Origin of the sequence: Bradyrhizobium yuanmingense (genome assembly GCF_025200905.1) — a bacterium.
Lineage (GTDB): Bacteria > Pseudomonadota > Alphaproteobacteria > Rhizobiales > Xanthobacteraceae > Bradyrhizobium > Bradyrhizobium yuanmingense.
On the sequence record NZ_CP104173.1, the window covers coordinates 1,056,970 to 1,071,021 of the forward strand.

The following is a 14,052-nucleotide window of genomic DNA, read 5'->3' on the forward strand; positions in this document are numbered from 1 at the left end:
ATGAACTTGGCGCTCGCATGTCCGAATGATCTGCAAGCTTTGAAATTATTGTCGGTCGTCATGCATCGAATGCGGCTCCGCGATTGCAGAGATTGATCACGCGTTGAGACCTGATACACACTGCTGCGGTGCAACAGCTACGGAATGTTGATGTGACGGAGTTGGTTCATCGTGAGAAGGCGCACGTCCTGCCGCTCGACAGCATCCGAGGGATCGCCGCGACTTCCGTGGTGATCCACCATCTGCTGCTGATGCCAACCTTTCTCGCGGCATTCCCGCACAACGCCTGGATCAACTGCTCCTTCTTCAGGAGTGCATGGCTGCTGGTCGATCTGTTCTTCGTTCTCAGCGGAATGGTCATGGCGCTCAGCTATGTCGAGAACGACTTCACGCGCTTCTCGCTGCGCGAATTTATGGTACGGCGCCTGGCGCGAGTCTACCCGCTGCATATCGTCATGCTGCTGGCAAACCTCGTCTTTCGCCTGCTGCGCATCGGCCTGGTCATGGCGGGGGTGGTCGTCGCCGCGCCTGCGGCGTTCGAAGTGAACAATGCCTATTCCTTCGGCCTCAACGTCCTGCTTCTCCACTCGATGGGGTTCATCGACTATCTCAGCTGGAATGCGCCGAGCTGGAGCATCAGCGTTGAGTTCTACACCTACCTGGTGTTTGGTCTGATCGTTCTCATTGCCCTGCGCATGCGCTCGCTGGCGTGGTTCTATGTCCTCTCCGGGCTGCTCGCGGTCGGAAGTCTCGTCTTCATCATCTTCGTGCTCGAAAAGAAGAGCATCGAGCTTCAGACGGATTTCGGCTTGCTACGCTGCTTCGTCGGCTTTTTCCTGGGCGTCTTGATGGTGAGGATCGTCGATCGCCTGCCGGCCAAGCCGCGGCCTGCCGCGCAGGGCGCATTGCAATTCGTCGCCATGATCGCGAGCATCGTCCTGGTGTCCCTGGCTGAGGCCAATCCTGCCGCGACCTTCCTCGCGCCAGTGATGTTCGCGATCTTCCTCGGCAGCCTGCTGGCCTTTCCGGATGCGCTGCTGGTGCCGCGGATCCTGGTGGCCAAGCCGCTGATCTGGTTGGGGCGTCGTTCGTACTCGATCTATATGGTGCACGCGCTCGTGGTGCTGCTGGCTGAATACTTCGTGCGGGGCGTGGGGGCGGGGCGAATCGCCGCCCTGGATTCGATCTGGGCAGGCCTGCCGGCGACGCTGAATCTCGTCGTTTCACTGGCCGCCGTGCTCGCGGTTTCGCACCTCACCTATCTCTATGTCGAAATTCCCGGCGGCAGGCTCCTGCGAAATGCATTCGGAAGCCCCCCGGATTTTGCGCCATCCCCCGCCCGATCGGCGCGGCTGAGCAACTGAGCCGCGCATGAGCACCTTCGCGCTGCAACCCCGCAGGATGATGCTGATCAGCCTCAATATCGAGGCGATCGCGCTCGCAGCCTATCTGGTCCGGGATGCCTTCGGCGGTATGATGCGGTACTACACCAGCATCATGCATTTGGACGCGCTTTGGTTCGTGCCGGATGGCATTGCGCTTCTGTGCCTGGTCCAGTTCATCGTGCATTGCATCTTGCGCAATCGCAGTATCATGGCTGCAGTTGTCCTCGTGCAGATCATGCTGTCGCTGGTGCTCGGCTACTTCATGCTGGGGACGGTCAACGCGGCGATGTCGTCGTTTAAGATGATGCTCCCGGTGTTCGTCGGATTTTGTTTCTGCGACACCAGTCTGGGCTCCTACAAGAAGTTGCTGTCGGTCATCGCCGCGACGTTCTACCTCTCGCTGATCGGCGTGCTGCTGACGAAATTCTACTTCATGCCCTGGGTCGGATACAAATATGAGTCCTTCGGCGCCGTTCGTGAGGCGGGTCGCTTATGGTGGGCCTATGGCGGTGACGATCAGCGTCTCACGGGCTTTGCTGCCGAAAGTACCATGGCGGCCTTCTTCATACTCGTGTCCTTCGCAATTACGTCGATCCGTAAGAGCACGCTTTGGTGCCTTCTGTACGGCTCTCTTGCGGTCTACATCATCCGTCTGACGACCAGCAAGACGACCATGATCGTCCTCGTGCTCTACTTGATTCTGCTGGTGTTCGTGCGGATGCTCCCGGAGAAGTCGCGCTTCTCCGCGATACGGAACATTGCATTGTGGTCGTTTGCCGCGATCCTGGTGCCGTTCTTCATGATCGTGCTCGCTTCGGGTACCGCCGCGGTGCCGCACACGACCCTGTTCAGCATCGTCGACCGCATCAACAACAGCTGGCAACTGCCGTTCGTCTACCTGAGCCAGCTCATGCCCGTTGGTCTCGTGACCGGCTGCGGCGTGGGCTGCTTCAACTATCCGCAGAAGCTGTTCTCGCCGCTCGCCGCCTTCTGGGTTCCCGTCGACAATTTCTACATCGGCACGTATCTGATGTTCGGACTCCCGTTCGTCGCATTCATGGTGATGGTATTCCGGGCGACGTTCGGCACGACCGACGTCTACAAGCTGACGCTGATCTTCGTCGTCAACTTGTTCACGATCACCGTTCTGAATTACGGCCCGGCGTCCGGCCTGCTGATCATCGCGTTGAGCTTCAGCGAGGTGTTCTCGCGGCGCGCGACCACCGCGCGGGCGGGCGACGCCGTGCCAATCATCGTACGGCCACCGATGCCGTCATTAGAAGGCTTCCGCCCGGATGTACCGGCGGCGAGCGGAAGCAGGTGAGAACGAACAATGCATAAACGGCTCGCATTCATCGACACACTGCGCGGCATTGCCGTGCTGGCCGTCCTGGTCCAGCACGTATTCGAGGTCATCCTGGAAAAGCACCCGACGGGTGTCTATTACGGGCCCCTCCACGACATATTCGGCTACTACATGAACTTTGGCCGGTTCGGGGTCGTGTTGTTCTTCTTCGTGAGCGGCTTCGTCATTCCGTTCAGCTTCCCGGACAGCGCCACGCCTGTGCGCGATTTTACGATCAGCCGCTTCTTCCGGCTCTATCCGGCTTATTGGACTTCGATCGTTGTCGGGCTCGTGTCGGTGCAGCTGCTGGATTCGAAGAGTTTTCCGCTGGGGCAGATCGCCGCTAACGTGACGATGTTGCAGACTTTCGTGAACGTCCCGAATCTCTGGGTGTTCTATTGGACGCTGGCGATCGAACTCTTGTTCTACATCGGATGCACCATTCTCTTTGCGATGGGGCTGCTCAACCGGCGCTTCACGGCGGTGACCATCGTCGTTGCCGCCGCGCTGGTGGGAACCACAGCTGCACTTTTCGTTGAGAGCAGGGCAGTCTCCTCGGTGATGGAGGTCGGCTTGAACCTCTCGGCGATGTTCCTGGGCAAGATCATCCGCGACACCGTCATTGGCGGCAAGCTGCGGTGGACGCATGTGACCGTCTGCACGCTTCTGTATGCGGTCTTCGCCGCCACCCTGTCCGACCGCCGGTTCGGCGGCGTGTATCACGAGAATTTCTTCTACAGTTATTCGATCGGATCGGCCTATATCTCCGCGGCGCTTGTCTTCATCGGCTTTGCCGTGTTCGGCGAACGGATGGCCTGGCGTCCGATGGCATTCGTCGGCGTGATCAGCTATTCGGTCTATCTGATGTCGCCGTTCGCGATCGTCTACGTCCACCGCCTGGTATGGTTCGGCGACGGACCCCTCGGATGGTCGATCTTCCTGGTCGTCATCCTGGCATTGTCGATCCTCGTCAGTTGGATGACATACACGTTCATCGAGAAGCCCAGCATTTCCTTCGGGCAAAGATTCCGCTCCGCGCGAAGAAAGCCTGTCGTCCTCGAGCCAGTGCTCAGCACCCAGGGTGCCGCAGAGTGATCAAGGCACCTCACCAGCCGGGCGCCGCCTATGACGGATCGTTCCTTCCTTCGGTCCAGGGCCTTCGTGCCATCGCGGCGCTGAGCGTGCTGATGGATCATTTCTACGACATGCCGAAGGCAGGCATGTACGACATCCCGAATCCCGGTTTTCTGCCGCCGCTCTGGCCCTGGCTGCAGTCGGTGATCAATGTCGGCGGGCACGGTGTCGAGCTGTTCTTCATGATCAGCGGCTTCCTGATCCCGGCCAGTCTGATACGCCACGGTTCGCTGTCGCGGTTCTTCTTCGACCGCGTCCTGCGCATCATGCCGGTGTTCGTCGTGCTGCATCTTGCGCTGTTCGCGATCGGGCCGATCGTGGCCTACAAGTTCTTCCGCGGGATCGATCTCACCAGCTATCTCGCGATCTTTGCGGCCAACCTGTTCTTCGTGCAGGACGCGCTCGGCCTGCCCATTGCCCAGCAGAATGCCTGGACGCTGACCTATGAGTGGGCATTCTACATCTGGTTTGCGCTGACATTCTCGATGTGGCGCGCCGGCGGCAGGCTGCTGGCTGCGCCTCTGATCCTGCTGGGCGTGGCCTGCCTGATGCGCTGGCCGATCACCGCGTTCTTCTGCATCGGGATGCTGTTCAGCGCGACGGGATTTCGCATTTCCATTCCCGGACGGCTCGGTCTGGTCGCAGGGCTCGTCTGCGGGGCCGCGCTGTACGCGAGCCTGGTGCTGTTTCATCCGTTCGTGGGCCTCATTCCCGGATTTCTGCTGTTCGCCATGGTGCTCGCCCCGGAATCAGGCCTCGGGAAGGCCCTGAGCACGCCGGCGCTCCAATATATCGGCAAGATCAGCTACAGCCTCTATCTCGTGCACCCCTTCGTGCTCTTCCCCTTGCAAGTGGTTGGCCTGAAGCTGGTTGCCGCCGGCGTCGACCGTTGGCTGCTATGGGCGGCTTTCATCGGACTCGGGTTGGTGATGTCACTGGCTGCAAGTGCGATCAGCTATGAACTGATCGAGGTCCGGCTGAGGCGCTTGCTGGACGGCGCGTTCCGCAGCACGTTCTTTCGACCGCTGAAAGTGGGGCAATCGGCTTGAGAAAGCGCGTGTCGCGCTCACACGGTACGACCGGCGAGCCTGTGATAGGATCCAAGCAACCGTTCGGCAATGTGGTCCCAGTTCAGAGGGCCGGCCGCGGTCTGCCGCGCGCCGTCAGCCAACGTTGTGGCGAGTGAATTCGACGTCAGCACGCGCTCGAGTGCATCGGCGAGCGCAGTGGCATCGCCGGGAGGGACCAGGAGACCATTGACGCCGTCCGTCACGACGTCGGGAATGCCACCGGTGGCGCTGGCGACGACGGGACGCGCATTCCCATAGGCGGATGCGAGCACCCCGCTTTGTGATGCATCCTTGTAGGGCAAGGCAACCACCGTAGCAGATTGAAATAGACGTCCGGTATCCGCAGGCGAAATGTAGGCATTGATGGTCTTGACCGTCGGCATTGCCTCCATCCGGGCGCCGAGCCGTGTCATCTCGGGGCCGCGCCCGGCGACGATCGCTTCATGCGCGACGCCGCGCTGGGCCAACATGTCGATCGCGTCGATGAAGACGTCGAGGCCCTTGTAAGCCCACATCCGTCCAAAAAACAGGATGCGTCCGGATTCGGGCTCGGTGAACGAGCTTTTGTCCGGCGGAACCATCAGCACGCCGTGCATGCTGGAAACCGTCTCGCCCTTGAAGTCGGGCGAAGCGCGACGAAAATCTGCAATGCAGCTCTCGCCGTGCGTCGTGACGATCGAGGCGGCCGCACGCATGCGCCCGCGCCAGGCATCTTCACGGGGCGAGGTGCCGGAGCCGCCCTCCGAGTGCGGGATAGCATCGTGAACGGTCAGCACCAGGGGAATGCCGAGCGGACGCAGGAGCTGAATCAGCTTGGACGTGTAGATCTCGGGAACTTCGTGACAATGGATCACGTCCGGGCGGAAGGAAATTATGTCGATGAACGAGGCAGGGATGCCGATTGCGCCGCCGCGCCGCAGACTGAGGTCGCGAATCCGTGTCTCGAACGGCGCCGTCACAGCGATATCGGCAAGCTCCCATTGCTGGTTCGCGTCTTTGCGGTTGAGCACAAGCCGAACGTCGCAATGATGCGCCAGTCCCGATGCGAGCCGGTAGGAATATTCCGCAAAATGCGGCGCGTAGATGGCCACGCGAAGGCGCTTGGCCATGTTAGTTCTTTCCGCTCCAGAGGTCGATCGGGAATGCACTCATCAAGGCACGATGATCAAAGTTGAGGCGCGCAGCTCCCCCCATCTCGCGACCTTCGTCAATACTCGTCGCAAACTCGACGGCGAACCGGCCGGTGCCCTCATAATAGTCATGATACTTGAACTCGGCCTCTCCGCTGCTCAGCCGTACGTATCGAGCCGGTATCCCGAATGCCTCGGCGACGATGATGCCGTGGAGCGAGCTGGCCAGAACCAGTTCAGCTTCGAGAATGGCGTCAATTCGGCGGTTCCAGGATCCCAGCGGTGAGACCACCGTATCGGCGGCAGGGTCGACGATGTTCAAATCGTGCAAATTCGGAACAAACACCCACGGCTTCTTGGCAGTAGGGCGAAAACGATTTGGAAACAGCTGAGGAAGCAGCAACGCCGGATCTCCGAACACTTCGGGAACCGCGATGCCCCGGCGCTGCAGAACTTCCCGGGTACGGGGGCCGCGCACCGCTCGCACGTCCAAATTCTGCACGCGATGGTTGAGGTCGCCTTGGCCGGGGCGTCCGTTTACGCCGCTTCCCCAGATCACATCGCCATTTCGCGCGTAGTGGAGCACGGAGCCGATCGCGAACAAGCGCGCTTGCCGCGGCACCTCATCGGCGAGCGTATAGCCGAATTGCCGCAAGAGATGGTCAACGACCACGATCGAAAGATGATCACCGAAATTGATCGTTCCATCGTCGGGACGCCAGAAGAACAAGTCCACGTGCGGATAGGGCAGTTGATGAATAAAGTCGCAGCCGACCTCGTTGATCAGCCGTCGTAGATTGCCTCGAAAATTCATGCTGCCTCGGATGTAGCTGCTTTCTTGCCGTAGTGTCCTCGTAAACAAGGCGACTATTGGACCATAGCAGCCAATGGCTCTCGACGAATGTCGACCTAACCCCGAATTGTGACAGGCTTCCAATTGCGCCACGAGATTATCAAGCCGCGCTCGATCGTTTCGGGCGTCATTTGGTCGGCGCTCGATTCCGCGGTCGGGCAGGCGCTCACGCTCGCAATCTACATGATCATGGCGCGGCTGCTGTCGCCGCAGATTCTCGGCATCGTGGCAACGGGAGCGCTGGCGCTCGAGTTCTGCCGGGCAGTCCTGATCGAGAGCATCGCGATTGCCGTCCAGGCGCGTCCCGATCCGAAGGATGAGGATTACACTGCCTCGTTTTGGCTCATCGCGGGCCTCTCCTTGTTTGCAGCACTCGCACTGTTCGCCTCGAGCGGCGCCATCGAACGATTCTCCGGTCTTTCGGATCTTGCCATCGTTCTCAAGGGATTTTGCATCGTGGTGGCCGTGCAAGGCCTGTCACGGACGCACGAAGCCTGGCTGACGCGCAATCAACTCTTTCGATCCCTCGCCATCCGTTCGCTTTCTTCAATCTCTATCGGCGGGGCGGTAGGGATCGCGCTGGCGATACAGGGATACGGGGTCGTTGCGCTGGTCGGACAGCTCGTCTCGACTTCGTTGATCTCGCTGGTCAGCCTTTGGATCCTGACGCCCTGGCGCCCTCGGCTCCGGGTCAGCCGGCAGGCTGTTATCGATCTCCTGAGTTATGCGCGCTACGTGGCGCTGACGGGAATCACGAACTTTGCCAATGCCAATTCCGATCTGATTTTCGTCACTTGGTATACCGGCGCCGCCGGCGCGGGCTTCTACAGCCTCGCCAAGCGCCTGGTCAACGCCGTGAGTACCGTGATCGGGAATGCGTTGAACCGCGTGTTCTTTTCGACCATCGCTGGCCTCCAGCATGACCGGGAAGCATCGCGTTCGACGCTGGTGGACTTCGTCAAATACACGTCACTGCTGACAGCCCCGCTTTTCGCGGGCATAGCGGCTCTGGCACCGGATCTCATCGTCGGTTTCTTCGGATCCAAGTGGGGCGAGGCCGCCCCTCTACTCGCGATCATGTCGATCACCGGGTTCTTGACCACGATCGGCCTCTACAATCACTCGGTGATCCTGGCATTCGGCAAACCGCACTGGCAGACTTGGCTGACGCTGATATACGCGGTTTCGAACATAACGATCTTCATCCTCGCTGCGCCATTTGGCCTTATCGCCATCGCTGTCGGCTACGTCGTTCGCGCCTTGTTGCTGTATCCACTGTCCGCCGGAGCCTCGATGCGGATCTTGGCGCTCGGCATCAGGCCCTATGCCGCGGCGCTGATGCCGGCACTTGCGGGCTCCGCGGTGATGGCGTGCGCGGTGGTTGCTGCCTCCATTACCATGCCGGCCACGTCGCCATGGCTGCGTCTCTCCGCGCTCGTGCTGCTTGGTTCTTCGGTCTATCTTGCCGTTGTCATGGCGGTCGCCCGGCCGGCCGTGGTGCGGATATGCCAGGAAGTCTGGGGTCGTGTGCGGCGATCGTCTAAGACCTAGCCAGAATTCGGCCTGCACGCACCAGTTAGCTTGCGTTGGCCGCCTGTCTGGCCTCGGCAAGATCGAGCGGCTCGGGCTTCGGGACGCGGGCTGATCTTGCCCCGCCAGGCGCAAGCCGGTTGATCAATCTTCTAGCGGGATCTTCGACGTAGCGATATGTCACGTCGGCAACGACTGTCAGAACGATGCAGCAGACCAATGCAAACACCGGAAACATGCTTGGCTGAAGTCCGAAATAGTGCCAGGCCGGCTTGAAGAGCAGGATCAACAGCACTTCGTGCATCATGTAGATGGCATATGACGTGTTGCCGAGGCGGCCGAGCCAATCGGAGCCGGGAAACCGCGCGAAGGCGCTTTCTCCCGTGGCTGTGACGAGGATCGCGAGAGAGAACAGTATGATTGCAAGGTCGGGCTTGGCAAAGAAGTTGAGAACCAGAACCGAGACGGCAAACAGCGCTATTCCGGCGAATGCAACCGGCTTCTTGCGATAGCCGCTCGAGAGCCTGAACAGGACGGTTAGGAGAATCCCGTTCAGGAAACTCGGAAGCGCCCGTAACATCCCGAAATCGAAAGTTGCCCCGTACATCTGAGAGCGTTCCTGCCAGATCGGCAGGTGAGCATGGGCAAGGATGCCGTAAGAGAGCGCGACGATGATCGCCAGCATCAGCGGCGAGATCCTCCCGGCCAGCAGCATGAACAATGGGAATAATAGGTAACAGAACAGCTCGGCGCTGATGGACCAAGCCGGCGAGTTGAAGCTGAGATGATCTGTAATACCCCACGCCTGCACGAGGAAGAGGTTTTGAATGAAATCCGTCAAGCTCGCGTGCGAGGTCGGACCGGATATGCCCATGAGAGCAAGGACCGCGAATATCAACAATGTGAGCAGATGCAAGGGGTAGATTCGCGCGATCCGCCTAATGAGGAAGCGCGCATAGGAGCGCGGGCCTGTCGAGGTTGAAGGATAGGAGTAGGAAATCACGAACCCGGACAGGATGAAGAACATGTCCACGAACAGGCCATAGGACCCGTTCCAGGCCGGTGAGATGCCCTTGTCGATCAGCTTCAGGTGGAAGATGAAGACCCCGAGCGCGGCGACGAAGCGGTAGAAGTCGAGAACGACAAAACGTCTTGCTTCACTGGCTTCCATCGGGGCTCGGTTTCCTTGCACGTTTCGTCGCTCTTCTAGAGACGAATTGTGACGCAAGTTCGCAAGCGCGGCGGCCGATGGCGGCACAACCCGACGATCCCTCCGAATTCATGGGGCTCATCCAATTGCGGATGGCAGAGAGCCCTTTGCTCATCGATGAGGCAGGCGCCCGACCAACGAGCGATCAGGGGCCGGGACATGGTCCCGGCCCCAGCGACGTTGGCGCCCGTTTGGGCAGGTCTCACCGGCTCAAACGAACACGAAGTCGTGGCTCGTCAGGCTGGAGACGTAGACGTTCTTCAGCAGAATCGAGTCGGTCGCCGAGAACGTGATGAGCGCGTTCGTGCCGGACTGCGTGATCTGGAGCTGGCCGTAGTCCTCCGCCAGCAGTTTCGAGATCGCGATCGTGTCGTGCGTCGTCCCGCTGCCGGCCTGGAAGTTGAGGATCTGGTCCTGGCCGTGGTCGTACGCGATGGTCGTCGAGTTCGGCGCCGCCGAGAACACGTCATTGCCGGCCCCGCCCTGGATCGTCACGCCGCTGGCGACGGCCGTGACGTTGTGGGTGCCATCGGACTTGGTCTGATCGATGAACTCGAGCGCCTTGGCGGTGTTGTAGCTCTCGTGCTGCGTGACGCCGGCCTGTCCGTTGAAGTTGAACAGGAAGACGTCCCTCGAGCCGTCGGCGTGGCTGGCGATCTCCTGGGTCTTGATGCCGGCGCTGTTATAGATGTCGGTCAGCTTGCTGCCGTCATTGTTGATGACCTGGGTATAGTCCAGACTGCCGTCGGCGTGGGTCCTTGTGATCTCGACGATCTTGCCCGAGGCATCGAGGTGCTGGTGCTGCGTCGTGTAGGACTGGCCTGTGATGTTGTAGTTCCAGTTGTCCGACGTGCCGTCGGCGTTCTTGATATAGGCAGCGGTCTTGATACCGCCGGTGTAGACCGTGGTGGAACTGTAGCCGTCGCTCTTGGTCGTCACCTCGCTGGTGATAATTCCTTTGGCGTCATACCAGCCCGAGGTCTTGGTGCCGTCGGCGCTCTGCACAAGGGTGAATGCCAGGCTGTCGTCGGCGTGGGTCCGCACGATGTGCGTCAGGAAACCGGTGGTATCGTAGGTATCGTGCTCTTTCGTGTAGTTCTGACCGACGACGTTGAAGAGATAGACATCCCTCGAGCCGTCGGAGTGATAGTCGGTTTGTATCTTCTTGAGGCCTGAAGCGTCGTAATTGGTCACGACGCTGCCACCGTCGCTGCCGACGACCTGGGTATAGTCGAGCGTGCCGTCGGCGTGCCAGCGGGTCACCTCCGTCGTTTTGCCGGTCGGATCGAGATGCTGGTGCTGCGTGGCATAGCTCTGACCGGTGATGTTGTAGGTGTAATTGTCTTGGCTCAGGTCGGCATTGGTGATGTAGGCCGCAGTTTTCAGGCCGTTGGTATAGACCGTTGTCGAGCTGTAACCGTCGGCCTTCGTGATCACCTCGCTGGTGAGGACCCCCTTGGCATCGTACCAGTCCGTCGTCTTGGTCCCGTCCTTGCTCTGCACCAGCTTGAACGCCATGCTGCCGTCCGCGTGCTTCCGGATCAGCGTCGTGAGGAAGCCGGTTGCATCGTAGACATTGTGTTCGGTCGTGTAGTTCTGGCCGGTGATGTTGTAGAGGAAGACATCCTTGCTGCCATCAGCGTGGTACTCGGATTGTTTCGTCCGTACTCCCGTCGAGTCATAGATGGTGACGACGCTGCTCCCGTCGTTGTTGACGACCTGGGTATAGTCGAGCGTGCCGTCCGCGTGCTTGCGGGTGACGGACGTGACCTTGCCGGACGGATCGATGTGCTGGATCAGCGTGGTGTAGCTCTGGCCGGTGATGCCATAGGCATAGTTGTCCAGACTACCGTCGGCGTTCTTGATGTAAACTTTTGTCTTGACGCCGTTGCTGTAGAGGGTTGTCGAGGCGAAGCCGTCGGCCTTTTGGACCACCTCGCTGGTGAGGCTGCCGGCGGCATTGTACCAGTTGGTCGTCTTGGTGCCGTCGGCGGTCTGCATCAGCTCGAAGGCCAGGCTGCCGTCGGCATGCAGGCGCGTCAGGGTCGTGAGGAATCCGGTCGAATCGTAGACGTCGTGCTGGGTCGTATAGTTCTGGTCCTTGATGTTGTACGTCCAGACATCCTTGCTGCGATCGGCATGGTAGGCCGTCTCGATCAGTTTCACTCCCGTGGCGCTGTACAACGTGATCACGCTGCTGCCGTCACTATTGTAGACCTGGGTCGAGTCCAGCGAGCCGTCGGCATGGCTGCGGATCACCGAAGTGACCTTCCCCGAAGCGTCGAGATGCTGCACCTGGGTGGTGAAGCTCTTGCCCGTGATGTTGTAGGTATAGTTGTCCTGCGAGCGGTCCGCGTTCTTGACGTAGGCGGCTGTCTTCACGCCGTTGGTGTAGAGCGTGGTGGAGTAATAGCCGTCGGGCTTCTGGACGACTTCGCTCAGCAGGGTGCCGGCCGTGTTGTAGGTGTCGGTTGTCCGGGTTGCGTCGGTTCCGACATGAACGAACTTCGTCTGCACGCCGCCGGTGTAGCTGATCACGTCCTTGGAGCCGTCGCTGTGGACGATGGTGGTCGAGGTCGGCTGTCCGCTTGAATTGAGGCCGGTGTCGGATTTCGAGAGCAGCTTGCCGCTCGAATCGTAAGTCCTCGTGCTGGTCCAGGTCGCCGCCGAGTTCGTCACCGAGAACGAATATCCGCCCTGGATCTTCGAGAGCGCGTTGCCGTAATGGGCGATCATGTAGTCCATGGTCGCCTTCGACGCGACCTGCAGGACGTGGGAGTCGGTCAGGGTGATTGTCTGCAGCGCCGTCGAGTCGCTCAGATCGGACAGTTGCGGTACGATCTCCGCAGCCGTTCCGGTGACGCTGGTCCTTGTGTCCGGGGCGGGCGGCGTGGTCGGGGGCGCGTCGATCTCGATGATCACAGGGTGATCGCTGACCGGAATGGTGATGGTGCTGACGTCGGTGTAGCTGGCGATCGCTGTGGTGCCGGTCAGCGTGTCGTACACCTTCACGGTATGATGGACGGCGCCGAGGTTCACCGTCACCGTCTGGGCCGCATTGGACAGCTCGGTATCGGTGGCATCGTTCCAGAGCTTCGGCTCGGCCCAGACGACGAGTTCGTAGGCGCCATTGCTCTTGCCGAGCACCATGCTGTTGCCGGTGGCCGGCATGTTGCTCAACGTGTAGTTCAATGGGTCAGTCGGCTGCAGGCCGCCCTTGCCGTCGTCGGCCAGAATGGTCGTCAGGTTGTGAATCGCCGTCGCGGCGAGCTTGGGCGTGCCGTCGGAATTGAACAATCCGAAATTGGCTTCCGGATTGGTGTTGGCTGCAGACGAGTCGCGGTCGAACAGCTCGTAGAGGTAAGTTGCACTCACGCCGGCCTTGTAGGCGACGACAAGCGTGTTCAGGATCGATTTGGCCTGCACCGTCTCGTTGGCGCCGAGATACTGGGTGTTGTTTTGCGTGGTGTAGCCGGTTTCCGTGATGACGACAGGCTTTCCCGGAGCCGCGGCCATGACGGCGCTCAGCGTCGCCGCAATGGAGCTGCTCGGATTGAGGCCGGTGCTGACATAAGCGTGGGCGTTGGCATAGTCGACCGAGCCCGACATGTTGCCGAGCTGGCTGTAGCCTTGCGGATCGTTGTAGGCCAGTGACAGATTGTAGACGGGGATGCTGGCGAGCGTCGCGTTGGCATTGACGGCCTGATAGAGCGCACTCTGGAACTGGGCCGCGGCCGAAAGGCTGGAGCTGCCATTGTAGCTGAAGGGCTGGTGATTGGCCTCGTTGAGCCCCTCGATGGCGGTGATGCTACCCGAATAGCTCGTCGCGAATTTTTGGAGCGAGGCGATGTAGTTCTGCAACCCGACCGTACCGGACTGGGGCAGCGCAGACGATACCAGAAAGTCGAACTTGTAGCCGGCGGCGGCCAGGCCCTCGACGACCGGCTGCGCAGCGGGGTTCGTGCCCATCGCGTCGCGGAGATGGGTGACGCCGATATATTCGAGGCTGTCGGCCATCAGCGCGAGGTTGTTGTAGCCGGTCCATCCGAAACCGGCGTGCGTGTTGACGCCGATGGAGTTGATGAAGCCGCTGGCGGACAGGATGGTTTGATCAGGCATTGCAAACTCGGGTTTCAGCGCGAACGAAATTGCTCGCAGGGATTTGCGTCGAAGCTTCTCTGTCGAGTGTGAATTTCAGATAAAAATCGAAGCTACAAATCGCGAGTGAAATGCGGTTCCTTGTGCAGGAACAGCTCGACTCGTGTTGCAGCAGAATGCTGATGCGATGCCCGTGCAGGATGGCGTGAGAATGGCGCTTTCAAGATTTCCACGATTCACGCTGCTAAATATATGCGCAAGCCGTGCGAGTTCGATCCAACGCTTCGGCTTGAGAGC

Annotated in this window: 9 protein-coding genes; 5 read left to right on the forward strand and 4 right to left on the reverse strand. The window is 60.1% G+C overall.

Annotated features, from left to right (window positions below; genetic code table 11):
• Positions 1-152 precede the first annotated feature (152 nt).
• Genes N2605_RS05015 through N2605_RS05030 form a run of 4 tightly spaced genes read left to right on the forward strand, consistent with a single transcriptional unit; the run spans position 153 to position 4,913 of the window.
• The gene (locus N2605_RS05015; RefSeq protein WP_225136233.1) at positions 153-1,364 is read left to right on the forward strand and encodes an acyltransferase family protein; all 1,212 of its coding nucleotides are present in this window, start codon (positions 153-155) and stop codon (positions 1,362-1,364) included.
• Positions 1,365-1,371: 7 nt separating this feature from the next.
• Positions 1,372-2,709, forward strand: a complete 1,338-nt coding sequence (locus tag N2605_RS05020) for a hypothetical protein (RefSeq protein WP_225112413.1) — start codon at positions 1,372-1,374, stop codon at positions 2,707-2,709.
• Between the two features lie 9 nt (positions 2,710-2,718).
• Entirely contained in the window at positions 2,719-3,825 is a 1,107-nt protein-coding gene (locus tag N2605_RS05025; protein WP_260345966.1) for an acyltransferase family protein, read from the forward strand.
• Entirely contained in the window at positions 3,822-4,913 is a 1,092-nt protein-coding gene (locus tag N2605_RS05030; protein WP_036013946.1) for an acyltransferase family protein, read from the forward strand. Before N2605_RS05025 ends, N2605_RS05030 begins: the two co-directional genes overlap by 4 nt.
• Positions 4,914-4,930: 17 nt before the next feature.
• Here N2605_RS05030 and N2605_RS05035 read toward each other — a convergent pair whose 3' ends face one another.
• Positions 4,931-6,043, reverse strand: coding sequence for a glycosyltransferase family 4 protein (locus N2605_RS05035; RefSeq protein ID WP_260345967.1), 1,113 nt, complete (start codon positions 6,041-6,043; stop codon positions 4,931-4,933).
• A gap of 1 nt (position 6,044) precedes the next feature.
• Complete coding sequence (locus N2605_RS05040) at positions 6,045-6,878, reverse strand: polysaccharide pyruvyl transferase family protein (RefSeq protein WP_050991696.1); 834 nt, start codon at positions 6,876-6,878, stop codon at positions 6,045-6,047.
• A gap of 123 nt (positions 6,879-7,001) precedes the next feature.
• Here N2605_RS05040 and N2605_RS05045 point away from each other — a divergent pair, with 123 nt between their 5' ends.
• Positions 7,002-8,468 carry a lipopolysaccharide biosynthesis protein gene (locus tag N2605_RS05045; RefSeq protein ID WP_225186840.1) on the forward strand — a complete coding sequence of 489 codons (1,467 nt, stop codon included), beginning with the start codon at positions 7,002-7,004 and terminating at the stop codon, positions 8,466-8,468.
• A gap of 25 nt (positions 8,469-8,493) precedes the next feature.
• Here the strand turns inward: N2605_RS05045 and N2605_RS05050 are convergent, their stop codons facing one another.
• Together N2605_RS05050 and N2605_RS05055 are read right to left on the reverse strand one after the other, a co-directional pair.
• Positions 8,494-9,618, reverse strand: coding sequence for an acyltransferase family protein (locus tag N2605_RS05050; RefSeq protein ID WP_260345968.1), 1,125 nt, complete (start codon positions 9,616-9,618; stop codon positions 8,494-8,496).
• A 249-nt stretch (positions 9,619-9,867) separates the two neighbouring features.
• On the reverse strand, positions 9,868-13,776 hold the full coding sequence (locus tag N2605_RS05055; protein ID WP_260345969.1) for an RHS repeat domain-containing protein: 3,909 nt from the start codon (positions 13,774-13,776) through the stop codon (positions 9,868-9,870).
• Positions 13,777-14,052: the final 276 nt, after the last annotated feature.

Bases quoted from the DNA above. Each gene is read 5' to 3' on its own strand.
- N2605_RS05025 (WP_260345966.1), top strand. From the start codon at position 2,719: ATGCATAAACGGCTCGCATTCATCGACACACTGCGCGGCATTGCCGTG.
- N2605_RS05055 (WP_260345969.1), bottom strand. From the start codon at position 13,776: ATGCCTGATCAAACCATCCTGTCCGCCAGCGGCTTCATCAACTCCATC.
- N2605_RS05040 (WP_050991696.1), bottom strand. From the start codon at position 6,878: ATGAATTTTCGAGGCAATCTACGACGGCTGATCAACGAGGTCGGCTGC.
- N2605_RS05035 (WP_260345967.1), bottom strand. From the start codon at position 6,043: ATGGCCAAGCGCCTTCGCGTGGCCATCTACGCGCCGCATTTTGCGGAA.
- N2605_RS05050 (WP_260345968.1), bottom strand. From the start codon at position 9,618: ATGGAAGCCAGTGAAGCAAGACGTTTTGTCGTTCTCGACTTCTACCGC.
- N2605_RS05020 (WP_225112413.1), top strand. From the start codon at position 1,372: ATGAGCACCTTCGCGCTGCAACCCCGCAGGATGATGCTGATCAGCCTC.